The organism is Nonomuraea montanisoli, assembly GCF_013363975.1.
Classification (GTDB): Bacteria; Actinomycetota; Actinomycetes; order Streptosporangiales; family Streptosporangiaceae; genus Nonomuraea; species Nonomuraea montanisoli.
This window is the reverse complement of sequence record NZ_JABWGN010000005.1, coordinates 274,992-299,432: the sequence shown is the minus strand read 5'-3', so window position 1 is coordinate 299,432 and position 24,441 is coordinate 274,992. Positions and strand designations below refer to the sequence as shown.

Genomic DNA, 24,441 nt, shown 5'->3' with positions numbered 1-24,441 from the left:
GTCGAAATAGTCAAGCCCAGCTTAGCGGCGCTATGTGACGTGTGTGAGAGCGTCCCAGACGTTCTCCGCCTCCACCACCTCGAATCCGGGGGCGAACGTGACCGATCCCACCGGCACCAGGGAGCGCTGCCCGTCACGTTTGCGCGTGCCCTCGTCGAGGGAGCCGGCGGGCACCAGACCCCGGCGGAAGCCCAGTCTGGCGGCCTCGCTGAGCCGCCGCCGCACGTCCTTGACCGGCCGCAGCTCGCCCGCGAGGCCCACCTCGCCGAGGGCGACGAGCCCGGCCGGGAGCGGCTTGTCGCCGGCGGCGCTGGCGACGGCGAGCATGACGGAGAGGTCGACCGCCGGGTCGGCCAGCTTGATGCCGCCCACCGTCGCGGTGAACACGTCGCAGCCGCCGAGCTTGGCGTTGAGCCGCCGCTCCAGCACGGCCAGGATCATCTGCACCCGGTAGGTGTCGAGGCCGGAGGAGGTGCGCCGGGGCTGCTGCGCCTCGGTGCGGGCGACCAGGGCCTGCACCTCGGCCGGGAGCGGCCGGGTGCCCTCGACGGTCACGGTCACGCAGGTGCCGGGCACCGGACTGCTGCGCCGGGAGACGAACAGCCCGCTCGGGTCGGTGATGCCCTCGATGCCGCGCTCGTGCAGGTCGAAGCAGCCGACCTCGTCGGTGGGGCCGAACCGGTTCTTGATCGCGCGGACCATGCGCAGCCGGGAGTGGCGGTCGCCCTCGAAGTTGAGCACGACGTCGACCAGGTGCTCCAGGGTGCGGGGGCCGGCGATGGAGCCCTCCTTGGTGACGTGCCCCACCAGGACGGTCGCCATGTTGCGCTCCTTGGCCAGGCGCACGAGGTTGGCGGCGACCTCGCGGACCTGGGTGACCCCGCCGGGCACGCCGGTGGCCTGGGCCGAGCCGATCGTCTGCACGGAGTCGACCACGAGCAACTGGGGCTGGACCTTCTCGACGTGGGCCACCAGGGCCGACAGCTCGGTCTCGGCGGCGAGGTAGAGGCGGTCGCGGATGGCGCCGATGCGGTCGCCGCGCAGGCGGACCTGCGCGGCGGACTCCTCGCCGGTGACGTAGAGGACGGTGTCGCGCTCGGCGATGCGGGCGGCGGCCTCCAGCAGCAGCGTGGACTTGCCGATGCCGGGCTCGCCGGCCAGCAGGACGACCGCGCCGGGCACCAGGCCGCCGCCGAGGACCCGGTCGAGCTCGCTCACCCCGGTGGTGCGGGCGATCGCCACCTCGGCCTTGACGTTGCCGATCGGCAGGGCGGGGGAGGTGGTGGCGCCGGCCTGGACGACGTTGACGCCGGCGCGGGCGCCTTCCTCGTCGACCGTGCCCCATGCCTGGCACTCGCCGCACCGGCCCACCCATTTGGGGCTGCGCCAGCCGCACTCGGCGCAGCGGTAACCGGGTTTGGGGGCAGTCTTGGCCATGCCGAGCAGGCTAGCGGCCCCGACCGACAATCGCGCTCAGGCAGCCCGACCGACAATCGCGGCGAGGCGGGAGGTCGCCGCCGGTGTCATCCCAGGCCGAGGTCGGAGACCAGCATGCGCTTGGGCTTGGCGCCGACGACCTGACGCACGGGCTCGCCGTTCTCGAACAGCAGAAGCGTGGGGAGGCTGAGCACGCCGTACCGGGACATGATCTCGGGGTTCTCGTCGGTGTTGAGCTTGCCGATGGTCAGGCCGTACTCGCTCTCGATCTGCTGGAGCACGGGCGCGACCATGCGGCACGGCCCGCACCACTCGGCCCAGAAGTCGACCAGGACGGGCTTGCCGGCGCGCAGGACCTGCTCGTCGAAGTTCTCGGTGGTGAGCGTGATCATTTCTCTCCTCGGATGGAAAACATGCAGCCGGAGCAGGACTCGTCGAGCTGGGCCGAGACCTCGGCGCGGCGGGCGAGCAGGGTGCGGATCTCGTCGTCGATCTCGACCAGCTTGCGCCGGTAGACCTCCGCCGAGTCGCGGCACGCCCCGCCCTTCTCGTGGCCGGCCCGCAGGCAGTTCACGAACGGCCGGGTGTCCTCCAGCGTGAAGCCCACCGACAGCAGCGTGCGGATCTCCTCCACGAGACGGACGTCGTCCTCGGCGTACTCGCGGTAGCCGTTGGCGCCCCGCCGTGAGGTGATCAGCCCGTGCTGTTCGTAGTAACGGAGGGAACGGGTGCTCGCCCCCGTACGTCCGGCCAGCTCTCCGATGCGCATGGCCCCACGGTAGACGTTGACGCCAATGTCAAGGTCAAGGGGGTCAGAACAGCCGCCAGCGCAGCACGTTGGGGTAGTCCAGCTCCAGGCCGGGCGTCTCCGCGATGGCCTGCCGGGCCACGTCCGGCGCGAACTCGATGCGCAGCACGGCCTCCAGGTCGGCCCGCCGCTCGAACACCATCCGCAGGTCGAGCTCCTGCCGCTGCCAGCCCTGCCGCGTCCAGAACGCCTCGACCTCGCGCGCCGAGTACGTGGGCACCGTGCGCGAGAACCAGCGGCCGAACGCCCCGCGGCCCGCGTCGAGGTCGACGACGAAGGCGACGCCGCCGCGCCGCACGACCCGGGACAGCTCGCGCAGCCCCGGCTCGCTGCCGGGGCCGAAGAAGTACGCCCAGCGCGCGACGGCGACGTCCACCGACATGTCGGGCAGTGGGAGGTCCTGCGCCGCGGCGGCGTGGACCTCCACGTTGGGCAGCCCGGCGCAGCGGCGGCGGGCCAGCGTCACCAGGTCGCCGTGCGGCTCGACCCCGATCACCCGCGCCGCGGCGGCCGACAGGCCCGGCAGGTGGTAGCCGGTGCCGCAGCCGATGTCGAGCACGGTGGCGCCGTCCCACGGCCGGATCGCCCGCATGGCCGCCTCGGCCGCGCCGTCGGGGTCGACGGCGCGGTTCTCCAGCTCGTACAGCTGCGGGGTGTTCCAGATGTTGGGGCTGGGGATGGCGCCTTTTGCGATCCGGGGCATGACCCAACCGTAGGCGTCGCGCGCCAGAACCCTGTCACCGGCTTAGGCTGGCAAGGTGGCTGACGTCATCCGTGTGCCCAATGCGAAGATCGCATTGTCCACCGCCTCGGTATATCCGGAACGCACCCCTGACGCGTTCGAGCTCGCCGCTCGCCTGGGCTACGACGGTGTCGAGATCATGGTCGGCGCCGATCCCGTGAGCCAGGACATCGACGTGATCGAGCGCCTGTCCGATCACTACCAGGTGCCCGTGCTGGCCATCCACGCCCCGTGCCTGCTCGTCACGCAGCGGGTCTGGGGGCGCGATCCGTGGGCCAAGCTGGTCAGGGCCCGGCAGGCGGCCGAGCGGCTCGGCGCGTCCGCGGTCGTGGTCCACCCGCCGTTCCGCTGGCAGCGCGAGTACGCCCGCGACTTCGAGGCCGGGATCGCCCGCATGAGTGACGAGACCGACGTGATCTTCGCGGTGGAGAACATGTTCCCGCTGCGCGCGAGGAGCAACGACGTCGTTCCGTACTCTCCCGACTGGAACCCGATCGACTACGACTTCCCCCACGTCACGCTGGACCTGTCGCACACGGCCGTGTCGGGCTCCGACGCCATGGAGATGGCCACCAAGCTCGGCGACCGCCTGGCGCACCTGCACCTGGCCGACGGTCTGGGCGTGACGAACAAGGACGAGCACCTGGTGCCCGGGCGTGGCAGCCAGCCGTGCGCGCCGATCCTGGAGCGCCTGGCGAACTCCGGCTACGGCGGGCTGGTCGTGCTGGAGATCAACACGCGCAAGGCGGCCAGTCGTACCGAGCGGATCGACGACCTCGCCGAGGCGCTCGCGTTCGCCCGCCTGCACCTCGCGGCGTCCGCATGACGGTCAAGAGGGGGCCCGGGCGCAGGCCGGGATCGGCCGACACCAGAGGGGAGATCCTGGCGGCGGCCCGGCGGGTGTTCGCCGAGAAGGGGTTCGACAAGGCGACCGTCCGGGGCATCGCCCGGGAGGCGCAGGTCGACCCGGCGCTCGTGCACCACTACTTCGACACCAAGGAGGGGATGTTCGCGGCGGCGATGCGGCTGCCGCTGACGCCCGAGCAGGTCGTGCCGGCCCTCCTCGACGGCCCGCAGGAGGAGATCGGGGAGCGGCTGGTCCGGCTGCTCCTCAAGGTGACCGCCACGCCCGAGACGCGCGAGCCGATGATCGCGCTCATCCGTTCGGCGATGACGCACGAGTACGCCGCGTCGATGTTCCGGGAGTTCGTCTCCAACGCGCTGCTGTTCAGGGTGGCCGACACGATCGGGGTGCCGCACCTGCGGATCGAGGCGGCGTTCGCCCAGATGTTCGGCGTGCTGATGGCCCGCTACGTGCTCAGGCTGGAGCCGATGGCGGGGGCCGAGCCGGAGGAGCTGGTGGAGCTGCTGGCGCCGACGATCCAGCGCTATTTCACGCCGTAGCGCCCCCATAGAGCATTGTTCGGTAACGGCCCGTGGCCGTAGGGTGGGTCGCGTTATCCCAGTTATGTTACCGACGGGTAGGATTCTGGGGAGACCTGGTCGTTGCGTGGCGGACCGGCGCTCGTACGCTGGCAGCCAACGTCGTCTGTGGGAGGGCCCGTGCTCTGGGTAGCCATCATCGGACTCGTCATGACCGTCCTGGCGGTGGCCGTGGCGGGCCGTCGGGCGCAGTTCCTCTACAAGCTCGCCACCGTCGGGCCACCCGCGCCCGAACGTCTGGAGTACGCCAGGACGCACGCCGGCGAGGAGATCAAGGCGCAGCTCGTCGAGGTGTTCGGCCAGAAGAAGCTGCTGAAGTGGACGCCGTCCGGCGTCGCCCACTTCTTCGTCATGTGGGCGTTCTTCATCCTGCTGACCGTCTACGTCGAGGCGTACGGCGCGATCGTGCAGGGCGCGATCACCGGCCGCCCCGACTTCCACATCCCGATCGTCGGCCAGTGGGCCGTGCTGGGATTCCTGCAGGACTTCATCGCGGTCGCGTGTCTGCTGGGCCTCGTCGCGTTCGCGGCCATCCGGATCAAGAACTCGCCCAAGACGCTGGGCCGCGGCTCGCGCTTCAGCGGCTCCCACCTGGGCGGCGCGTGGCTCGTCCTGTTCATGATCTTCAACATCATCTGGACGTTGTTCCTGGCCCGCGGCGCCGCGGCCGCCAACGGCAACTCTCCCTACTCCTCGGGCGCGTTCGTCTCGCTCGCCCTCGGCGACGTGCTGCCGCGCAGCTCGCTGCTGGAGGAGATCGCGCTGCTGCTGCACATCGGCTTCATGCTGGTGTTCCTGGTGATCGTGGTCAACTCCAAGCACCTGCACATCTTCACCGCGCCGCTGAACGTGCTGTTCTCCCGCCGCCCGGACGGTCTGGGCGGCGCGCCCGAGCTGCGCGTGGACGGCAAGCCGGTCGACTTCGAGGACGAGGACCTCGACGCGGAACGGCTGGGTCGCGGCAAGATCGGCGACACCACGTGGAAGGGCTTCCTCGACTTCTACTCCTGCACCGAGTGCGGACGCTGCCAGTCGCAGTGCCCGGCGTGGAACACCGACAAGCCGCTGTCGCCGAAGATGCTCGTCCTCGACCAGCGCGACCACGCCTTCAAGGTGGCCCCGTACCTGCTGGCCGGGGCCGACACCAGCCACGCCGACACCGACGTGCTGGCGCTGCTGGAGAAGCCGCTGGTCGGCGAGGACGGCGTGATCCACCCCGACGTGCTGTGGTCGTGCACCAACTGCGGCGCCTGCGTCGAGCAGTGCCCGGTGGACATCGAGCACATCGACCACATCCTCGACATGCGCCGCTACCAGGTGATGGTCGAGTCGTCGTTCCCGTCCGAGGCGGGGGTGATGGTCAAGAACCTGGAGAACAAGGGCAACCCGTGGGGCATGTCCGAGATGAAGCGGGCCGACTGGATCGAGGAGTTGGACTTCGAGGTCGAGCTCGTCGACGAGAAGATGCCCGAGGACACCGAGTACCTCTTCTGGGTCGGCTGCGCCGGAGCCCTGGAGGACCGGGCCAAGAAGACCACGAAGGCGGTCGCCGAACTGCTGCACATCGCGGGCGTCAAGTTCGCCGTGCTCGGCCCCATGGAGGCGTGCACCGGCGACCCGGCTCGCCGCCTGGGCATGGAGTACCTGTTCAACATGCTCGCGCAGCAGAACATCGAGACCCTCAACGAGGCCGGCGTCAAGAAGATCGTCGCCACCTGCCCGCACTGCTTCAACACGCTCGCCAACGAGTACCCGCAGCTCGGCGGCACGTACGAGGTCGTGCACCACACCCAGCTCCTGGCCAAGCTGGTCGACGAGGGCAAGCTCACCCCGATCACCCCGATCGAGGAGAAGATCACCTACCACGACCCGTGCTTCCTCGGCCGCCACAACAAGGTCTACTCGCAGCCGCGCGACATCATGTCCAAGGTGCCCGGCGTGCAGACCCAGGAGATGCACCGCCACAAGGACCGCGGCTTCTGCTGCGGCGCCGGTGGCGCGCGCATGTGGATGGAGGAGCGCATCGGCAAGCGCATCAACACCGAGCGCGTGGACGAGGCGCTGACGACGAATCCCGACACCGTCTCCACCGCGTGCCCGTTCTGCATGGTGATGCTCGGGGACGCGATCAACGAGAAGAAGAACAACGGAGAGGCCAAGGAGTCTCTGGAGGTCGTGGACGTCGCGCAGCTCCTGATCAAATCCGTGAAAACCCCTACCTGACACGGGAAGTCGGAACTCCTCCACAGGTAAAGTGGAGGAGTTCCGCATGTCAGGACAGGCACCCGCAAGAAATCCGCCATCCACATAACGGGAAAATCACGGTAACCTCAACGTCGCATGGCTTCATTCGACGGGGAGGGGGCTCGCGATGCGCGTCGTGGTCACAGACGCGGAAGTCACGCTCGCCGATGTGCTCTCCCTCAGGCTGGCCATGGAGGAGCCCCTGAGTGACGGAACGGAACTCGTGCTCAGGCACCGGACGACGGGGGTCGAACGGGAGGTGCTGCTGGGCACCCCGGGTGCCCGCGCGGGCGAGGCCACGCTGGCCGTCTCGCTGGCCCCGCTCATGCTGACGGCCGGGCGCTGGGACGCCTACCTGCGGCGCGACGGCAAGCGCGTGCGGCTGCGCAGCGTCGATCCGGGCTTCTCCCTCGACCACCTCGACGCGTACGCGCTGTGCAAGCGCACCCTCGCCTACCGCTCCTACCGCACCCGCAACGGCTACCTCGCGCTGAAGATCGCCGACGCCGAGCCGGTCGCGGAGGTGCGCTCGATCTGGTTCAGGGAGGGCCGCCTGGAGGTGATGGGCCTGCTGGCCTTCACCGGCCTCGAGGACGACGACGCCCGCCACGAGGCCAGGCTCGCCCTGCACCGCAGGCAGTCCGGCGACCTCATGCGGCGCACCTGGGCGACCGTGCAGGGCGTGCGCTTCCATGCCGCGTTCTCCCTGGTGGACGTGCTCGCCGCCGACCCCGACCAGGCCGGCACCTGGGAGGCGGCGCTGGAGGTCGAGGGCGTGGCCACGCCGCTGAAGCTCGGCTCGCGGCTCGACGACGTCGACGGCAAGCGCCGCCGCCTGCACTATCCGTCGGCCCGGATCGACGGGGTGCCCATCCGGCCCTGCTACACCGCCGACGACGAACTGCGGATCGAGGTGGGCGGGTGAAGATCACCCTGCTGCTCTCCTCCGCGTACGGCATGCGCGGCGACGTGCGCTCCACGCTCAACCTCGCCACCGCGCTGTCGGAGCGGCACGACGTCGAGGTGATCAGCGTCAGGAGGCACAAGGACCGGCCGTTCTTCCCCGTCGGGCCGGACGTGACCATGCGCTCGATCATCGACGCCAGGCCCGGGAGCCGGCGCCTGCTGCCGCGCGGGCAGGTGCGTGCGGAGGTCGCCCTGTGGCGGCTGCTGCGCAACCTCAAGTCCGACGTCCTCATCACCACCAGGCCGGCGCTCGGCGTCCAGGCCGCCCGCCACGCCCCGCGCGACCTGCTCAAGATCGCCCGCGAATGGGGACGTCCGGCCGTGCCCGCGCCGGTCAAGCGCTTCTACCCGCGGCTGCAGGCGGTCGCCACCGCCACCGACGCGGCCGCCGAGGAGTGGACCAGGCTCCTCGACGGATCGTCCGCCGTCCACACGGTGCCCGACGCGCTGCCGGCCGGCCCGTGGCCGCGCTCGCGGATGGACAACCGCATCGTCGCCGCCGGCGGCCGGTGGATCCCGGTCAAGGGGTACGACCGGCTGATCAGGGCGTTCGCCACCGTGGCCGACAAGCGGCCCGACTGGCGGCTGCGGCTGTACGGCGGCGGCGCCGAGGAGCGGCGGCTGCGCGCGCTGGTGCGCGACCTCGACCTGCACAACCACGTCTACTTCATGGGCATGACCCCCGATCTCGCGGGGGAGTTCGCCAAGGCGTCGATCGTGGTCAACACCGCGCGCAACGGCGACCTCGGCATGACCGTGCTGGAGGCCATGGGGTGCGGGGTTCCCGTGGTGGCCTTCGAGGGCTCGCGGGGGCCCACGGAGTTCGTGGCCACGGGCTACAACGGGGTGCTGGTGCCGGAGGGCGACGGCGACGTCGAACTGGAGATGTTCTCGGCGGCGCTGCTCGCGCTCATCGACGACGAGCGCAGGCGGCGGTCGCTGGCCGCCGGGGCGCTCGACACCGCGCTGCGCCACTCGGCCGTCGAGGTCGGGCCGCAGTGGGAGAAGCTGATCGCGGACCTCAGATGACTCATACCGGATGCGGGTATCGTGGTGACCATGCACGGCTACACCGGTGACAAGCAGGCCTATCTGACGCGGCTCCGGCGCATCGAGGGGCAGATCAGGGGCCTGCAGCGGATGGTGGACGACGACGCGTACTGCATCGACGTGCTCACCCAGGTCTCGGCGGCGACGCGCGCGCTGCAGGCGGTCGCGCTGGGCCTCCTGGAGGACCATCTGGCGCACTGCGTGACCGAGGCGATCAACAGCGGCGGTCCGGAGGCCGAGGCGAAGGTCAAGGAGGCGTCGGCGGCGATCGCCCGCCTCGTGAAGTCGTAGTCGATCGTTGGGTGGTCGTCCGTTGGTAGGAGGGCGGCCGGCGAACTGACTAGTCATGTCGTGGGAGGTGAGCCACCCTCCACACCACCGTCCCGGACCCCTCAGGAGTCCGGGACCACGTCATGGTGATGGTTCTTCAGCGACTCGCTGAAGTCCGCAATCCGAGCGCGTCGTCGAGCTCGTCCAAGGTCAGCCGCCGCTCGCTGATGGCAACAGCGGTAAGCACCTCGGCGTAGAGCGCAATCTCGTCCAACGCGACACGGTCGTGGACCCGAGAGTCCAGGTCGTCGTGCCCCACCGCGTCGTCCTTCCTTCCGCAGCCCACACCCTCTAAGAGGTTACGGCCGGGGCCCTTCGGGCGACATGGCCCATCGGAGTCATTCCTTTGCGCGCCGCCGGGGCCCCACGGGGGTCATTTCCCCAATCAGAGATCACAATTCAGCTAAATGGGGGGACTTGGGGTCTTGGAACGATATAGGCGGGGTAAGAGTGAAATAACGGTATTAGTGGGTTAGGAGGGAAGATCGTCGCGCTCGTGGACGATCCTTCGCACCAGCGCGGCCTGGCCCGCGAACCCCCGCTCCGGCACCCTCGCCCCCGACACGGCCTGCCACGCCAGCCCGGCGGCGTACGCGGCGCCCAGCACGGCCGCCGCCGTCGCCCGGTCGGGCGGCTCGATCTCGAAGCCGGACGTGACGGGCTGTCGCGGCCTCCGCGACAGCACCCGCCTCGCCACCGCCGCCGCCAGCCGCCCTGACCGCGTCCCCTCGCCGTCGGGGGCGCCCCTCACGATCTGGGGGAGGCGCCCGGCCGCGCTCCGCGCCCGCCCGATCCCGCCGGTCTCGCTGTTCCGTGCGCCGGTGTTCGGTGCGTCGGTGTTCCGTGAGTCGGTGTTCGGTGCGCCGGCGCCCTGTTTTGGGCCGGCGCTTCCGGGGGCAGCGCTTCCCTGGCCGGTGCTTCCTTGGCCGGTGCTTCCTTGGCCCGTGCTTCCTTGGCCGGTGCTTCCGGGGACGGCGAGTCCTCCCGCGTCGCCGTTTCCCGTCCGGCCGGTGTTCTCGGTCTGGGGGACGCCGGAACGCCCGTGCTCGCCGGAGCGCCGGAAGAGACCGGACCCACCACGCTCACGGTCCTCCCGGGAGACACGCTCACGGTCCTCCCGGAGGGCGTGCTCATGGTCTTCCCGGGGGGCGCGGTCGTGGTCCTGCCGGAAGGCGTGCTCACGGTCCTGCCGGAGGGCGCGCTCACGGCTCTCCCGGGCGTCGCTCTCGTGGGCCTTCTCGATGCCGCGCTCACCGGCCTCTTGGGCGTCGCGGTCGCCGGTGTGCCGGGCGCCGCGGTCGTCCGCGCCAGGATGAGCCGGGTGGCCCGACCGGTCGAGGGCGTCCGGCCCTGTGTGCACGAGCCCGCCCCCCTGACCCGGCCCGCCCGCAGGCTCCGGCCCGCCCATGTGACGCCAGGAGGAACCCACGTGGGGCTCGGAGGAGCCGGTGTGCGGCTCGGGGTGGCGCTCGGTGGAGCCCATGTAGGGCGCAGGGAACCCGGGGCCGGGGCCCGTGCGCGGCCCGGAGGAGCCCGTGTGGCGCTCGGGAGATCCCGTGTGGCGCTCGGGAGAGCCGGGGTGGCGCTCGGGAGAGCCGGAGTGGCGCTGGGAGGTGCCCGTTTGCGGTCCGGGGAAGCCCGTGTAGGGCTCGGGGGATCCGGGGCGATGCCTCGGGGGCTCCGTGTGACGCTCCCGGGCGCCTGTGCCGGGGAGCCCGGAATCTGACGCGGGCCCGCCGGGGAGCCCGGGAGTCGCAGCGGGCCCGCCGGGAAGCCCGGGAGTCGCCGCGGGCCCGCCCGGGGTCCACGCGCCGGTGCTGTCGGCGTCGTCCGCCGACGTCCAGGCGCCCGTAGCCTCATCGAGCCCCGCAGGCGCCGCACCGGGCCTCGCAGGCGCCTCACCAGGCACAGCAGGCGCCTCACCCCGGCCGCCTCCCGCCGCCCGGACTCCCGTCGCGTCCGGGGGCGTCCAGACGCCCGTGGCCTCACCTGGTTCCGCTGGCGAGACCGTGCCGCGGCCATCGCCCGCTCCGCGGCCGCCTTCTCCGCTCTGGGAGTCGCCTGCCCTCCGGGAGCCTGTCGTGTCCGGGGGTGTCCAGGCGCCCGTGGAGTCGGCCGGGGACCACGCGCCTGTCGGACCGTCCGGTGACCCTGTCGGACCGTCCGGCGACCCGATGGGAGCGCCCGGCGAGCCCGTGGGGCCGCCCTGCGACCAGGCGCCCGTGGCGTCCGGCGGGCGTGGCGGGGCCCAGGCTCCCGTGGCGTCCGGCGGGCGCGGTGGGGCCCAGGCCCCCGTGCGCGCGCCCAGAGCCCCCGGAGGCCCCGGAAGCGGCTGGGACGGCCCCAGCACCTCGAACCCGCCGGGATGCGTCGTCTCGGCCGCCGACGTGCCCGTCAGCCCCGCGCGGGCCAACTCCTCGTACGCGTGCCGCAGCCGGTGGTCCAGCCGTCCCGGCAGCAGCCCGCGCGAGTCGGACAGGTCGGCCAGCAGCGTGGCGGCGGCCCGTGCCGGGTCGCGGGTGAAGGAGAGCGCGTCCATCAGGTCGTACACCGTGTGCGCGAAGTGCGTCTCCGGGTCGGTCTCGGGCAGGAGGGCCCGGGCCAGCCGGGCGGGGCAGCGTTCGAGCCACGCCTGCCGTACGGACTCGTCGTCGCGCCGCGCGGCCCGCTCGTCGAGCCCCGGCTGCGACAGCGCCGGCTCGACCATCGTGAGCAGCGCCAGCGCGCGCGGCCGGAAGCGCGTGTCGGACAGCAGGATGTGCGCCGCGTCGGCCATGATCGCCGTCAGCCGGAGCGACTCGCGGGGGCGGCCGGCCCGTTGCCGCTCGGCGACGAGCCGGACGAGGTCCAGCAGCGGCGGCGCGGGCAGCCAGCGCACCCACTCGTCGCCGGGCAGGGGGCGGCGCAGGTACTCGCCGAAGATGGTCAGCAGCCGCTCGTTGCCGTCGAAGGCCGGCGCGTACGCGCACCACATCACCACCCCCCACACGGCCGCGACCGTGCTCGGCACGTCGCCGGCGAAGATCTCGCCGAACGCCGTCAGCGGGAAGTCCAGCTCCGAGCGGCGCCCCGCGGCCCGTACGAGCACCCGGATCTGCTCCGTGAGGTGGTCGGGCACGTCCGGGCCGACGAACGCCTGCGTCGAGCCCGGCTCGGCGGCGAAGTCCGGCCCGCGGGGGATCACCCGGGCGGGCAGCACCGCGGCGGCGTGCTCGGCCGGCCGCACCCGCGCGCCCCTGGGCGGCGGGGCCGGGTGCCAGCGGCCGTCGGCCGGATCGTGCAGGTGCCAGCGCGCGTGCGCGCCGAACAGCCACCGGTCGCCGTCGGGCGTCACCAGCGTCCGCGACGCGATCGCCTGGGCGCGTACGGGTACGGGAAGGTCCTGCCAGCGCGGGTCAGCGACCATCGCGCGGACGTCCGCTTCGACGGCGGCGAACGCATCCCAGGGGCGCACGGCGGCCATCGTACTTGCCGCTTGGGGATCAACAACCGCCTTTACACGGCAGAATGTCCGACTATGAAGGCGAAAGTGGCAGGAATGGTGGCGGTGGCGATCGGGCTCGCCGGGTGCGGGTCGACCACCGCGGCGCAGCCCTCGCCGACCGCCGCGGGCGTGCTGGACGTGGCCAGAGCCTTACCGCCGACCCCCGGCGGCGAGGTCGGCGGGGCGTCCACCGAGTTCGCCGCGGCCACCGATCTGGCCGCCTGGGCCAAGCTGAGCGACACCGAGAAGGACGTCGACCGCATCGCCAAGCTCGACGTGAACACCACGGCGAAGGGCTCGCTCTACCTGGAGCCCCGGACGTCGACGTGGTTCGACGGCTTCCGCGGGCCGTTCGTGTACCAGGAACTGGCCGGCGACATCGTGATGTACGCCCGGGTGAAGGTCGAGGGCAAGAAGGGCGCCAAGCCGAGGCGGAAGTTCTCGCTCGGCGGGCTGATGGCCCGGGTGCCGGCCTCGTACGGCAAGCCGACCTGGGTGTCCGTGACCACGGGCACCGCCGAGAAGAGCGGCCAGGTCGAGGCGAAGTACACGCTGAACGGCAGCTCCAAGCCGCTGGAGATCGCGGTCAAGGGCGGCTGGGTCGATCTCGTGCTGGCCAGGGCCGGCCGGCTCGTCGCGGCGTTGTACCGGGAGCAGGGCGGCTCCTGGAAGGTCGCCCAGCGCTGGCCGTCGCAGTTGCCCGAGGTGCTCCAGTGGGGCGTCACGGCGTACACCGACTGGGACAGCTACGCGACGCTGAAGAAGGACGCGACGAAGGGCAACGCCAAGCAGGTCAAGGGGCTGCCCGACCTCAAGCTGACCGTCGACTTCGTCCGTTTCCTGCGCCCGGAGCTCCCGGAGTACGCCGACCCGCTCAACACCGCCTCGGTGTCGGACGCGGCGCTGATCAAGACGTTGACGCCTGCCGGTGCCTGACCGCCTTGGCCATGTAGTTGTCGGGCGTGCGGGCGAAGGAGGCGCGGTCGTCGTCGGTGAGCTCGCGGACGATCCGGCCCGGCACGCCGGCGACGAGCACACCGGCCGGGATGCGCTTGCCGGGCCCGATGACGGCGCCCGCCGCCACCAGGGTGCCGGCGCCGACGCGGGCGCCGCCGAGCACGATCGCGCCGATGCCGATCAGCGCGCCGCGCTCCACGTACGCGCCGTGCACCATGGCCTTGTGGCCCAGGCTCACCCGTGGCTCCAGGATCGCCGGCTCACCCGGGTCGGCGTGCAGGCAGCACAGGTCCTGGACGTTGCACTCCTCGCCGATCTCGATCCGCTCGTCGTCGCCGCGGAGGACCGAGCCGTACCAAATACTGGACGCGCGTCCCACGCGCACCCTGCCGACCACGACCGCGCCGGGCGCTATGTACGCCTCGGGGTGAATGTCGGGGACGGCCCCGCCGTCCAGCGCTGCGATGTACACCCGGCCCATCGTAATTCCCGCTCCACGTCAGGCGTTCCGCTTGCGGACGTGGGCAGATGGCAGGAGAGTCGTTTCCTGACGTCTCGCTGCCAGACCCTCACAACCCGCAGTTATCCCCCGGCTCACGCAAACCTTTAGGTACCCCCATGACAAACCAGCACGAGTCCATCCCCGATCTGATGCAAGAGGACACCTTCGAAGTCGTGATGCGCGGTTACAACCGCCGTCAGGTTCACGACTACATGACGCGGACCCGCAACCAGATACGGGATCTCGAGGAACGGCTGGCCAGGGCGATCGAGCAGGCCGAGCAGGGCCGGGTCGAGCTGGCCGAGGCCCGGCGGCGCATGGTCGAGGCGCCGCAGAACTACGAGGACCTCAGCCCCAGGCTGGCGCAGATCCTCAAGCTCGGCGAGGAGGAGGCGGCGGCCAAACGGGCCGACGCCGAGACCGAGGCCGCCCGGCTGCGCGAGGCGGCCTCGACGGAGGCCGAGCGGCTCGTGTCCTCGGCCCGCGCGACCGCCGACGAGATCCTGACCTCGGCGCAGGCCGAGGCCGAGCGCCGGGTGGCCGAGGCCACGGCGGCGGCCGAGGGCATGCTGGCGCAGGCGGGCTCCGACGCCGAGGAGCAGCTCACCACCGCCCGCGCAGAGGCCGACGAGACACTGCGTGCCGCCCGCACCGAGGCCGAGCGACTGGTCACCGGGGCCGAGCAGGAGTCGGCCCGGCTGCTGGAGTCGGCGAGCGCCGAGGCCGACCGCGTCCTCACCGCGGCCCGGAACGAGGCCGAGTCGGCGCTGGAGGAGGCCAACCGGCGCGTGGCCGCGCTGGACGAGCACGCCGGCCGCCGGGTCGAGTACCTGACCAACACCCACACCGAGGTCGTGCGCCGGCTCAGCGAGATCGGCTCGGTGCTGGGCGACCTGATGCGGAACGAGAGCGCGGCCGGGCCGCTGGTGCTGGAGCAGGCCACGTCACCGCGCGAGCCGGCCGCCGGTGACGTCCGCGAGGGTCACGCGGGTGAGCGCGCCGTGGGGGGCCAGGGAGCCGCTGCGCCGTCCGAGCAGCCCGCGTCCGACGGCCACCCGGCGTCCGACGGCCGGCCCGCCTCCGGTGACCACGGCGTCCCCGGCGACCACGCCGCGCCCAACGACCACGTCGCGCCCAACGACCACGCCTCGTCCGCCGATCACGCCGCGCCTGCCGATCACGCCGCGCCCGCCGCGCCCGCTGAGCGGGTCGCGCGCGAGGCGCGCACCGCGCCGGTCGGCCACGCCCCGCGGGAGGCCCAGGCCGCGCCGCGGGCTCAGGGCCAGGCGGAGGAGCACGGCGAGCGGCCGTTCGACCAGCGGGCCTTCGAGGGCCGGGAGGCGTCCGGCGCCCCGCAGGAGCCCGCGGACCAGGACGACGTCCGCATCATCGTCCAGGACGACGCGCCGCGGCAGGGAACGCCGAACGCCCCCAGGGTGTCCGACGACACCGACGTCAACCTGGGCCGCCTGTCGGACCTGCACCAGTAACGCCGCCGCCCACGGCTTCGACCGCCGTGAGGACGCGGCCCACAGAGCGGAAGCCTCCGCCCCCGATCGGGTCGGAGGCTTCCGCGCACATGGCCCCGTTGGTGGCCCGGTGCCGGGGCCGCCGAGACGCTGGACCCGGCACCGGGCTGCTCGTACGCGCCCGCCGTCGGCCTGGTGCGGCCGGTGGCGCGCGCTAGGACGGCGCGGGCCCGGCGCGCCGCTCCGGGTCCCCGGCCGCGGCGGCCGGATCGCCGGCCCTGATCTCCTGCTCCCGGAGCCGCTCGCGCAGATCCTCCGGGTCGTCCGCGTCGATGGTCATCGCGCATCCGGCGTCGCGCTGCGCGTCGCTGAGCGGTTGGTGACGTGTCGCCCACCAGCGGCCCGCGTCGCTTCGCCAGATGGTCCACTGGGGAAACTCCCGGGCGATGTCGGCGAGGTGCCGGTCAAAGGACATTCGGGTCATCCTTCCGGGGCCCCCTGCGAGGTTCCATCTCCTTGAAGGGTGCGCGACTTCTCTAGAGAAATCTATGATCGCAAAGGACAGGTCAACCTACCCGCTTGACAACCTCGCTTGACCTAGGCGTCGAAGTCGTACTGAAGTACGTAGGCCGCCGAGTCCAGCACCATCTCGTTGTACTCGACGGGCATGCCGCCCGCCGTGTACGCGGTGCGGGCGATCACGATCACCGGTGTGCCGCCCGGCAGTCCCAGCAGCTCGGTCTCCCTCGGCGCGGGCATGCGGGCCCGGATCTCCTCGGTGAAGTGCGCCGGCGCTAGCCCGAGGTCGCGCAGCCTGGCGTAGACGCCGCCCGGCCCGGTGTCCGGCGACGTGATGGCGCTGCCCTCGACCGCCCGCGCCGGGAAGTACGAGGTGGCGAGCTGCACCGGCCGCCCGTCCACGGAGTAGCGCCGCCGCCTGATCCACGCCTCGCGGCTGTCCAGGATGTCGGCCACGTCCTCGGGCACCTCCTCGCGCAGCACCTCCACCTCGTCCACGGTGAACGGCCGGCCGCGCGTGTCGGCGTCCCAGATGGCGCGTCCCTCACCCCACTGGTCCCGCGCCAGACGGCGCGAGCCGTGCCTGCGTATCGGCTTGAACAGGCGCACGTAGACCCCCGACCCTCGTTTGGGGACGGCAAGACCTTCGTTGATGAGGACGGCCAGCGCCTGGCGTGCCGTGGCGCGGGCGATCGAGTAGTCGGCCATCAGCGCGTTCTCGCCCGGTAGCCGGTCCCCGTCGCGCAGTTCGCCGGACAGGATCCGGGCGCGGAGGCCGTCGGCGATGCGTCGATAGATCGGAGGATCGTGGGGTACCGGGGATTCAAACACGTTTGACCACCCTCTGTCACCAACCGGGTTTGGCGTCTCCAGAGAACTTGCCCCGTCTTGTCCACGATCGCACAGATACGCAGGTTGGTCGCGTGCTTCTTTTGAGCGAAACGTGCCCATGTGGCGAACCGGAAAGGGTTTCCGCCAGTCCTTAATCGGGCACCGAGCGCGCCTTAATCCGGGGTGCCCACCAGCGGCGAGTAACCAGCGCCGCCAGCACGGCACCGGCGGTGTTGACGAGCACGTCGTCCACGGACGAGTAGCGGCCGAGCCGCAGGGCGTACTGGAGCACCTCCACCGTGACCGACGCGGTGGCGGCGACGGCCGCCACGCGCGCCACGGAGGCGAGGCGCGGGTCGCGCACGGGCAGCAGCGCGCCCAGTGCCGCGAACACCAGCAGATTGCCTCCGACCTGCGTCAACACCGCGCCGGCAGGCGCGTCGGCGAGAGTGAAGAGGTCGGTGAACGGGACGAGACTGACCCCTTCCTGACCGGTGGCCGGGGTGAGGATCATCCACAGCCAGGGGAGCGTTCCGGCCGGGATGCCGACGTCGGCCAGCGCCGTGCGGACCGGCGCGGGATGCCCGGCGCGGGCGCGGCGCCGGGCGAGGAGGTAGGCGAGGGCTGCCGCCAGCGGAAGCGCCAAAACCGCGGCGATGATGATATTTCCCCACAGCTCCCACGTCCGCGCCATCGGACCATCATGAGGGCCGGATTACGGGTACGAGAACCTGTCCTTCGCGATAGCCCCGCCACGCCCTTTACACGTCTCCCTGACGCCCCGATCCCCGCCCGCCCGCGCCCGCCGGTCACGCCCGCGCCCGCCGAGCTCCGCCCCTCTCGATCATGAACCGTCCGGTTATCGGTGTGTTTACGAGATGATCGTTGATCATGGTCTTCACCTGGCGAGATGCTGGTTCCGTCGACAGAGAGCGACCGACGGAAGGAGGTGCCCCATGATCGTCATCCTCGGCATCGGCTGGCCCATCTGATCCCTTGATGGCCTGGGAGCGGCCGGCCCGCGGCTTCGGCGGGCCGGCTGCCCGAACGGCCTTCGAACAGATCAGGAGGGCGGGAGGTGGGTGTCGAGGAAGTCGAGGGCGATGCTCCAGGCGCGCCGGGCGGCCTCCGGATGGTGGAACATCGGCGACTCGCTGTTGTGGAAGGCGTGACCGGCCTCCTCGTCCACGTACACCCGCACCCCGGGCCGTCCCTGCGCCGCCTCCTCGACCCGGGCCACCTGCTCGCGCGGGATGTACGGATCGCTCCCGCCGAAGACCAGCAGCAGCGGCGAGGTGATCCGCTCCATCAGCCCGGTGGCCTCCGGCACGGCCGAGCCGTAGAACGACAGGACGGCGTCGAGCTCGGCCTGCGTGGCGAGCATGTAGTCCACCGAGCCGCCCAGGCAGAACCCGAGCGCCCCGATTCCGCCCGTCACCTCGGGCAGCCCGCGCAGGTGGACGAGCGTGAGCGCGCAGTCCGCCACGCCCTGCGGCAGGTCGAACCCGGAGGCCAGCTCGATCGACGCGGCCGTCCCCTCGGGGGTGTGCTCGCCGATCCAGCCCGGCCGCAGCCGCCAGAACAGGTCGGGCGCCGCCACCACGTAGCCGCGCGCGGCCAGCTCCTCGGCGACCTTCGCGATGTACGGGCCGACGCCGTAGATCTCCTGCACCAGCAGGATGCCCGGCCCGCTGCCCCGGTCGGGGAGCCAGAGGTGGACGTCGAACGAGCCGTCGTGTGCGGTGACCTGATCGATGCGCTTGTCCATGGTGTCCAGGATCGCGCATCCCGTACGAGAGCCGCGGGGAATGGCCGCTGCCGCGCGGCGCCCGGCAGTGCGAAGCTGGCAGATGTCGGGCGACGCGGACAGGACGGTACGGCATGCAGGACCAATGGTCGGACGCGGTGGACATCAGGGGACAGGCGGCCGAGCGGCTGGCCGAGGCGGTGCGCTCGGGCAAGCCGGTTCCGCCGGTCAGGGATCTCATCGGCACGCCGGGCGACGCGTACGCCGTGCAGGAGATCGCGACCCGGCGGGCCCTGGCGGAGGGACGGCGCCCGGTCGGCCGCAAGGTGGGGCTGACCAACGCGGCGGTGCGGGAGCGGTTCGGCGCCCGAGAGTGCTCCCACGGCGTCCTCTTCGCCGACATGGCGTTCCTGGACGGGATGCCCGTGCCGGTGGAGCGGTTCCTCCAGCCGATGGCGGAGGCGGAGGTCGCCCTGGTGCTGGGCCATGACCTGGTGGGCGGGCCGTTCACGGTGGCGGAGGTGATCAGGGCGGTGGACTTCGCGCTGCCCGCGATCGAGATCGCCGACTCGCGCGTGGCGGGCTGGGACATCACGCCGGTCGACACGATCGCCGACAACGCCTCCGGTGGCGGGTTCGTACTGGGCGGCACACCCGTCCCGCTGGCCGGGCTCGACCTGCGGGTCGCCGCGATGACGATGACCAGGGCGGGCACCGAGGTGTCGGCCGGCTCGGGCGCGGACTGCCTGGGGCACCCGCTGAACGCGCTCACCTGGCTGGCCGGGGCGGTGGGCCGCACCGACCGGCCGCTGCGCGCGGGCGACGTCGTGCTGACCGGGGCGCTCGGGCCGGTGGTGCCGGTGGAGCCGGGTGACGTGTTCGAGGCGCGGATCGAGGGGCTCGGGTCCGTGCGTGCCGTGTTCGACCGGTGATCCGGAGGACCGCCGCGGCGGCGGTGGCGTTGCTCGTGAGCGGGTGCGGCGCCTCGCCCGCGATGCAGGTGCGGCACGACCCCGTGGTCAAGGTGGGCGCGATCGTCTCGCGGACCGGCGTGTACGCCCGGCTCGGCGAGGACATGGAGACCGCCATGCGCCTCTACCTGCAGGCCCATGACGGCATGCTGGGCGGCAGGCCGGCGCGGCTGCTGGTCGCCGACGACGCGGGCAGCCCCGACCAGGGACGCAAGCAGGCCAGGCGGCTCGTGTCGAGCGAGGGCGTGAGCGTGGTCACCGGCCTGGTCTCCTCCCCGGTGGCCGTGGAGGTGGTGCGGGAGGTGGCCGGCACCCCCGTGGTGATCGCCAACGCGGGCGCGGACGAGCTCGGCGGCCCGGCGGTGTTCCGCGTGTCGTTCACCAACCGGGAGCAGGGCGAGGCGGCCGGCCGGTACGCGGCGCGGGTCCACGGCCGGGTCCGGACCGTGGCGATGGCGTCCGACTACTCGGCGGGCGTCCAGACGCTCGACGGGTTCGCCGAGGGCTTCGGGGCCGAGCCGATCAAGCGCGTGCTCACGCCGTTCGGCGACGCCACCGATCTCGGCCCGTACCTGAGCCGCGTCCCGGCGGACGCCGAGCTGCTGTACGCGTTCTACGCGGGGGCCGAGGCGGTCTCGTTCGCCAGGACGTACAAGCAGCTCGGCTACGACCGGAAGGTGGAGCTGCTGGCCTGCCAGCAGCTCACCGACGAGGACGTGGTGACGGCCGTCGGGGCCGACGCCGAGGGGATGACCAGCGTGGGCCTCTACTCGCCGGCGCTGGCCAACCCGGCCAACACCGCGTTCACGGCCAGGTGGCGGGCGGCGACCGGGCGCGATCCGTCCACGATGGCCGTGCAGGGCTGGGACGCCATGCGGCTGATCGACCTCGCCATGTCGGAGGGCGGGGCCGACCGGGGCGACCTGACGCGGGCGCTCGGCGAGGTGCGGCAGGTGGACAGCCCGCGCGGCACGTTCCGGCTGGACCCGGTGACGCACAGTCCGGTGCAGAACTGGTACGCCCGCCGCTACGAGAACGGCGTGAACCGGGTCATCGCCACCATTCCCCCGAGGGGGTGACGCCGGGGGCCGACGGCGGAGGACTCGCCCGGCGGGGCGAGGCGGGCTCCCTCGTGCGAGGGAGGCGGAAGATCGCCGGTCTCGGCGATCCGGCGCCGGGGCGTGATCGACAGGATGGAGTCATCTCAGAAACCCCTTCCGAGCTGGAGATACGCCATCATGAACCGCACCCGCGCCGCCGCCGCCGCGCTCGCCGTCGCCGCGCTCACGACCGTCGCCGCCGGCCCCGCCGCCCTCGCCGCGACCTCTCGCACGGCCCCCGCCGTCACCGCGGTCCCCCGCACGGCCGCCGCCGTCGCCGCGACGCAGGGGACGGCCGCGGAGGTCCCGCCGATCAACCAGGCGGCGCTCAAGGCCGCCATCGCCGGTATCCCCGGCGCCGACGCCACGGCCGCCGAGGTCCGGATCGGCGGCTCCGCGGGCTCCTGGCACGGCGTCACCGGCGTGACCGACGTGCGCACCGAGCGGCCGGCCCGCGAGGGCGCCCGGTTCCGCGCCGGGAGCGTCACGAAGGTCTTCACCACCGCGGTCGTGCTGCAACTCGTCGCCGAGGGCAGGATCAGGCTCGACGGCACCGTGCAGGAGTACCTGCCCGGCCTGCTCCCCGAGGACTACCCGGCCATCGCCGTCGGCCGGCTGCTCGACCACACCAGCGGCCTGCCGTCGCCGAAGGTCCCCGGCGACCTGGAGTGGGTCTACAGGACCCGGTTCCAGAAGTGGACCCCCGAGAAGTACGTCGCCAAGGCCGTCGAGAACGCGATCGAGTTCACCCCCGGCACGCGGCAGCACTACCTCAACACCAACACGTTCGTCGCCGGCATGATCATCGAGAAGGTCACCGGCCGCTCGTACGAGCACGAGGTCACCACGCGGATCCTGCGCCCCGTCGGCATGCGCGACAGCTACCTGCCCGGCGACTCGGTCCGGATCAGGGGCCGGCACAACCACGGCTACCAGGTGGTGCCCAAGGGCTTCCCCGACTCCTTCGCGTACGGCGACGCGTACCTCTTGGACATGACCGAGACCAGCGTCACCTCGACGTGGGCCTCGGGCGACCTCATCTCGACGACCGCCGACCTGGAGAAGTTCGTCAGGGCGCTGTTCTCCGGCAAGGTCGTGCCCGCGGCGCAGCTCGAACCGATGTTCACGGTCCCGGACGTCACGATGTACGGCACGGACAAGTCCGCCGTCTACACCTCGGGCCTCACCCGCCTGGAACTGCCGGGGGGCATCGTCGCCTACGGCAAGACGGGGGCGAGGTACGGCTCCTCGGCCGGTCTGGGCGCCACCCGCGACCTGAGCCGCACCCTGGTCTACTCGGTCAACTCCACCGACGCCAAGGCGCAGGGCCAGAACGAGCGGACCCTGCGCATCGCGCTGGCCGCCTTCGCCAGGTAGGCGGAGGTGTCAGGGCCGCTCGTCCAGCGCCTTGACCGCCCGCTTCGGCGCGATGGTCCGGTAGCTCTCCTCGACCCAGTCGAGCAGGATCTCGGTCTCGGGCAGCTCGGCGAGGAACGGCACCGTCACCCAGCCGGCCTTGCCGAGTCCGTAACCGGTGGGCGCCGCGCCCTCGACGGTCAGGGCGTGGCCGTGCGCCTCGGACAGGAGCTTCACGCTGAAGCTCGGCGCCCACTTCTCGGACGGCTCGTCCATGCCGAGGAAGAGGAAGACCTTCTTGCCGACCTTGACGACGCTCTCGCCCCACGGGTGGTCCTCGCGGGTCTCGGGCAGGCCGAGCGCGAAGTCCCGCAGCTCGTCGCGCACTGGTGACCACTCGGTCATGTCGTCCTCCTGAAGTCGGCCAGCTTGGCCTCGATGGCGTCGCGGATCCGGTCCCGGGCCTCGGCCCGGGGGACGCCCGCCATCAGCAGCCTGTCGTAGTCGGTGTCGAGGTGACGGATCGACGCCACCACGGCCAGGGTGATCGCGTTCGCGTCGAGCGCCTTGGCCGCCGCCGTGCGGCCGACCCGGCCGCTGCCGCGCCGGGCGGCGTGCGCGGCGATCTCCTCGGCCCGCTCGGGCGGACAGCCGGGGAACAGGGACCGGATCTCGGCCGCCATCCGCGTCAGGTACTCGACGTCCTGCTCGGCCCGGCGCTCCCGGTCGCGCTCGCGCCGGCGCAGCCGGGCCTCCTCGTCGGCCAGGCAGCGCTCCTCGGCCAGCGTGAGCGCGCGTTCCTCCACCAGCAGGCCCTGGCGCTGGTAGACCTTGCGCCGGCGGTTGTACTGCACGACCACGGCCGCGAGGCCGCTCTCCTGCTTGGCCCGGCGGCTGAGCGCCGCGTCACCCGACGGCAGGAACACCAGATGGTCCATGTCCGCGCAGGTCAGGCAGTGCGGCCGATCGTCCTCCATGATCAGGTACGGGCCGGTGTCGCCGCACGAGGCGCACGTCCACGCCTCCAGCGGGGCGACGGCCACCAGGTCGGGGGCCTTGCTCTGGCGCTCGGCGAGCCGCCGCACCCGCGCCTCGCTCAGCTCCGGCGACACCCAGTGGACGCGGAACGCCTCCTGCGGGTGGTCGCCGGCCGTGAACCGCAGATCGCGCCGGTCGCGGCCGCCCGACACGTACGACGCCTCCATCGGCCGCAGCCCCTGCCCCTCGGCCCACTCGCGCAGCAGCGCCGCCGCGGTGAGCAGCCGGTCGTCGTCCACCGCCGCCAGCTCGGCCAGCGTGGCGGCCCGGCCCTGCCGCCAGGTGTCGACGTGGCGCGAGTGCAGCCACCGCAGTCCGGTGACCACGTCCACGAACGTCACGTACTTCCGGTTGGCCAGGGCGATCCCGGCGGCCTCGGCGACCCGGCGGGACAGGTTGGGCTTGCTCACGCACCCCAGTGTGCCGCCTCTTTGACCTCCGATCGGCTTCGCTTGGGCCGATCACGGCAAGGATCCCAGCGGATCCGGCGCGCCGGATCAGGCAGTTCCGGAGAGACCTCGCCGCTCCGGAGATTTCCGGCACCTCCGGAGGGGATCGTGCGCCTGTTCTGGCCCGCCATGCTCGTGCTCGCGACGTCCTGCGGAGTCGGTGACAGTGGGCTGCCGGTGGTGACCGGCGCGTTCGGGGCGGAGCCGGCCGTCGCGATCCCCGCCGGCGAGCCGGGGCGCATCCCGCGCGTGGCCGTCCTGTCCGCCGGCGAGGGCCGCCGGACCGCCCCCGGCGACGTGGTGCTCGCGGACGTGTCCGTACGCCTGTGGTCGGACGGCAGCAGGCAGGCCGGCACGTACGACGCCCGGCAGCCCGTCTCGGTGTCCTTCGACGGCCGCGCGGTGCCCGCGACCTGGCGCGAGGCGCTCCTCGACCGGCCGGCGGGCAGCCGGGTCGTGCTGGTCGGCGCGGCGGCCGAGGCGGCGGGCCCCGGTGTCTCCCTGGACGGGGTGGATCCCGAGGCGGTCGTGGTCGTGGTCTTCGACGTCCTCGGCGGCTACCCGCCGGACGCCCGCCTGGTGGGCAAGCCGCTGCCGAGCGTGCCCGACGGCCTGCCGCTCGACGGGCCGAGCACGCTCATCGACGGCTCCGGGCCGGAGGTGCGGGCGGGGGCGAGGGTGGTGGTGCAGTACCTGGCGATGCGGCTGCCCGAGCGCCGGGTCGTGGACTCGTCCTACCGGCGCGGCGGGCCGAGCGCCGTGACGCTCGCGCCGGGGGCGGCGCCGGCGTCCTGGGTGTCGGGGATCGTGGGCGGCCACGTGGGCGCCCGCCTGGCCCTGCCGGAGCCGGGCCGGGCCGCGGGCGAGCGGACGGTGTACGTCGTCGACATCCTCGACGCCCTCCAGCCCTCCTGAACCCTCGCACAGGCAAAGGGCGGTGGCCCGGCGTCAGGAGGGGACGCCGGGCCACCGGGAGGGGGAAGGAGATGGCTTAAGGG

Annotated in this window: 25 protein-coding genes; 12 read left to right on the top strand and 13 right to left on the bottom strand. The window is 72.4% G+C overall.

What is annotated here, in order from left to right; all coding sequences use genetic code 11:
- Positions 1-30: 30 nt before the first annotated feature.
- The 4 genes from radA to HTZ77_RS13990 form a co-directional block, all read right to left on the bottom strand.
- Complete coding sequence (gene radA, locus HTZ77_RS14005) at positions 31-1,437, bottom strand: DNA repair protein RadA (protein ID WP_175589988.1); 1,407 nt, start codon at positions 1,435-1,437, stop codon at positions 31-33.
- An 86-nt stretch (positions 1,438-1,523) separates the two neighbouring features.
- Complete coding sequence (gene trxA / locus HTZ77_RS14000) at positions 1,524-1,829, bottom strand: thioredoxin (RefSeq protein WP_175589987.1); 306 nt, start codon at positions 1,827-1,829, stop codon at positions 1,524-1,526.
- Positions 1,826-2,206: a MerR family transcriptional regulator gene (locus tag HTZ77_RS13995; RefSeq protein WP_175589986.1), complete on the bottom strand. Its 381-nt coding sequence runs from the start codon at positions 2,204-2,206 to the stop codon at positions 1,826-1,828. Before HTZ77_RS13995 ends, trxA begins: the two co-directional genes overlap by 4 nt.
- A 43-nt stretch (positions 2,207-2,249) precedes the next feature.
- Positions 2,250-2,948: a class I SAM-dependent methyltransferase gene (locus HTZ77_RS13990; RefSeq protein WP_175589985.1), complete on the bottom strand. Its 699-nt coding sequence runs from the start codon at positions 2,946-2,948 to the stop codon at positions 2,250-2,252.
- Positions 2,949-3,003: 55 nt separating this feature from the next.
- Between HTZ77_RS13990 and HTZ77_RS13985 the strand changes: the two genes are divergently transcribed.
- The 6 genes from HTZ77_RS13985 (at position 3,004) to HTZ77_RS13960 (ending at position 8,981) form a co-directional block, all read left to right on the top strand.
- Positions 3,004-3,813, top strand: coding sequence for a sugar phosphate isomerase/epimerase family protein (locus HTZ77_RS13985; protein ID WP_175589984.1), 810 nt, complete (start codon positions 3,004-3,006; stop codon positions 3,811-3,813).
- Complete coding sequence (locus HTZ77_RS13980; RefSeq protein WP_175589983.1) at positions 3,810-4,391, top strand: TetR/AcrR family transcriptional regulator; 582 nt, start codon at positions 3,810-3,812, stop codon at positions 4,389-4,391. The genes HTZ77_RS13985 and HTZ77_RS13980 overlap by 4 nt, the downstream gene beginning before the upstream one ends.
- A gap of 159 nt (positions 4,392-4,550) precedes the next feature.
- Positions 4,551-6,653: a (Fe-S)-binding protein gene (locus tag HTZ77_RS13975; RefSeq protein WP_175589982.1), complete on the top strand. Its 2,103-nt coding sequence runs from the start codon at positions 4,551-4,553 to the stop codon at positions 6,651-6,653.
- Positions 6,654-6,801: 148 nt separating this feature from the next.
- On the top strand, positions 6,802-7,599 hold the full coding sequence (locus HTZ77_RS13970; RefSeq protein WP_175589981.1) for a hypothetical protein: 798 nt from the start codon (positions 6,802-6,804) through the stop codon (positions 7,597-7,599).
- Positions 7,596-8,669: a glycosyltransferase gene (locus tag HTZ77_RS13965; RefSeq protein WP_175589980.1), complete on the top strand. Its 1,074-nt coding sequence runs from the start codon at positions 7,596-7,598 to the stop codon at positions 8,667-8,669. Before HTZ77_RS13970 ends, HTZ77_RS13965 begins: the two co-directional genes overlap by 4 nt.
- A 30-nt stretch (positions 8,670-8,699) precedes the next feature.
- Positions 8,700-8,981, top strand: coding sequence for a metal-sensitive transcriptional regulator (locus HTZ77_RS13960; protein ID WP_175589979.1), 282 nt, complete (start codon positions 8,700-8,702; stop codon positions 8,979-8,981).
- Positions 8,982-9,117: 136 nt separating this feature from the next.
- Here the strand turns inward: HTZ77_RS13960 and HTZ77_RS13955 are convergent, their stop codons facing one another.
- Positions 9,118-9,279 carry a hypothetical protein gene (locus tag HTZ77_RS13955; protein ID WP_175589978.1) on the bottom strand — a complete coding sequence of 54 codons (162 nt, stop codon included), beginning with the start codon at positions 9,277-9,279 and terminating at the stop codon, positions 9,118-9,120.
- Positions 9,280-9,492: 213 nt separating this feature from the next.
- Positions 9,493-12,474 (bottom strand): hypothetical protein, encoded by a 2,982-nt coding sequence (locus HTZ77_RS13950; protein WP_175589977.1) that lies wholly within the window; start codon positions 12,472-12,474, stop codon positions 9,493-9,495.
- A 63-nt stretch (positions 12,475-12,537) separates the two neighbouring features.
- On the opposite strand from HTZ77_RS13950, the gene HTZ77_RS13945 reads away from it, so the two are divergent.
- Entirely contained in the window at positions 12,538-13,440 is a 903-nt protein-coding gene (locus tag HTZ77_RS13945) for a hypothetical protein (protein ID WP_175589976.1), read from the top strand.
- Here HTZ77_RS13945 and HTZ77_RS13940 read toward each other — a convergent pair.
- Positions 13,412-13,933, bottom strand: coding sequence for a gamma carbonic anhydrase family protein (locus HTZ77_RS13940; RefSeq protein ID WP_328808580.1), 522 nt, complete (start codon positions 13,931-13,933; stop codon positions 13,412-13,414). The genes HTZ77_RS13945 and HTZ77_RS13940 overlap by 29 nt on opposite strands.
- A gap of 146 nt (positions 13,934-14,079) precedes the next feature.
- On the opposite strand from HTZ77_RS13940, the gene HTZ77_RS13935 reads away from it, so the two are divergent.
- Positions 14,080-15,453, top strand: coding sequence for a coiled-coil domain-containing protein (locus HTZ77_RS13935; protein ID WP_175589974.1), 1,374 nt, complete (start codon positions 14,080-14,082; stop codon positions 15,451-15,453).
- A 193-nt stretch (positions 15,454-15,646) separates the two neighbouring features.
- On the opposite strand, the gene HTZ77_RS13930 is transcribed toward HTZ77_RS13935, so the two are convergent.
- The 4 genes from HTZ77_RS13930 to HTZ77_RS13915 all read right to left on the bottom strand — a co-directional run bounded on the left by HTZ77_RS13930 (position 15,647) and on the right by HTZ77_RS13915 (position 18,550).
- Positions 15,647-15,907: a hypothetical protein gene (locus HTZ77_RS13930; RefSeq protein ID WP_175589973.1), complete on the bottom strand. Its 261-nt coding sequence runs from the start codon at positions 15,905-15,907 to the stop codon at positions 15,647-15,649.
- A gap of 122 nt (positions 15,908-16,029) precedes the next feature.
- Positions 16,030-16,782 carry a GntR family transcriptional regulator gene (locus HTZ77_RS13925; RefSeq protein WP_328808579.1) on the bottom strand — a complete coding sequence of 251 codons (753 nt, stop codon included), beginning with the start codon at positions 16,780-16,782 and terminating at the stop codon, positions 16,030-16,032.
- A 151-nt stretch (positions 16,783-16,933) separates the two neighbouring features.
- Complete coding sequence (locus HTZ77_RS13920; protein ID WP_175589971.1) at positions 16,934-17,476, bottom strand: VanZ family protein; 543 nt, start codon at positions 17,474-17,476, stop codon at positions 16,934-16,936.
- 369 nt (positions 17,477-17,845) lie between these two features.
- On the bottom strand, positions 17,846-18,550 hold the full coding sequence (locus HTZ77_RS13915) for a dienelactone hydrolase family protein (protein WP_175589970.1): 705 nt from the start codon (positions 18,548-18,550) through the stop codon (positions 17,846-17,848).
- Between the two features lie 113 nt (positions 18,551-18,663).
- On the opposite strand from HTZ77_RS13915, the gene HTZ77_RS13910 reads away from it, so the two are divergent.
- The 3 genes from HTZ77_RS13910 (at position 18,664) to HTZ77_RS13900 (ending at position 21,977) form a co-directional block, all read left to right on the top strand.
- A complete protein-coding gene (locus HTZ77_RS13910) occupies positions 18,664-19,461 on the top strand; it encodes a 2-keto-4-pentenoate hydratase (protein ID WP_175589969.1) in 798 nt (265 codons plus the stop codon).
- Positions 19,458-20,579: an ABC transporter substrate-binding protein gene (locus tag HTZ77_RS13905; protein WP_175589968.1), complete on the top strand. Its 1,122-nt coding sequence runs from the start codon at positions 19,458-19,460 to the stop codon at positions 20,577-20,579. The genes HTZ77_RS13910 and HTZ77_RS13905 overlap by 4 nt, the downstream gene beginning before the upstream one ends.
- A 159-nt stretch (positions 20,580-20,738) precedes the next feature.
- Complete coding sequence (locus tag HTZ77_RS13900) at positions 20,739-21,977, top strand: serine hydrolase domain-containing protein (protein WP_175589967.1); 1,239 nt, start codon at positions 20,739-20,741, stop codon at positions 21,975-21,977.
- A 9-nt stretch (positions 21,978-21,986) separates the two neighbouring features.
- Here the strand turns inward: HTZ77_RS13900 and HTZ77_RS13895 are convergent, their stop codons facing one another.
- Together HTZ77_RS13895 and HTZ77_RS13890 are read right to left on the bottom strand one after the other, a co-directional pair.
- Positions 21,987-22,361 carry an MmcQ/YjbR family DNA-binding protein gene (locus tag HTZ77_RS13895; RefSeq protein ID WP_175589966.1) on the bottom strand — a complete coding sequence of 125 codons (375 nt, stop codon included), beginning with the start codon at positions 22,359-22,361 and terminating at the stop codon, positions 21,987-21,989.
- A complete protein-coding gene (locus HTZ77_RS13890) occupies positions 22,358-23,404 on the bottom strand; it encodes a DUF2293 domain-containing protein (RefSeq protein ID WP_175589965.1) in 1,047 nt (348 codons plus the stop codon). The genes HTZ77_RS13895 and HTZ77_RS13890 overlap by 4 nt, the downstream gene beginning before the upstream one ends.
- A gap of 147 nt (positions 23,405-23,551) precedes the next feature.
- Here HTZ77_RS13890 and HTZ77_RS13885 point away from each other — a divergent pair, with 147 nt between their 5' ends.
- Positions 23,552-24,358: an FKBP-type peptidyl-prolyl cis-trans isomerase gene (locus tag HTZ77_RS13885; protein ID WP_175589964.1), complete on the top strand. Its 807-nt coding sequence runs from the start codon at positions 23,552-23,554 to the stop codon at positions 24,356-24,358.
- The last annotated feature ends 83 nt before the right edge of the window (positions 24,359-24,441 follow it).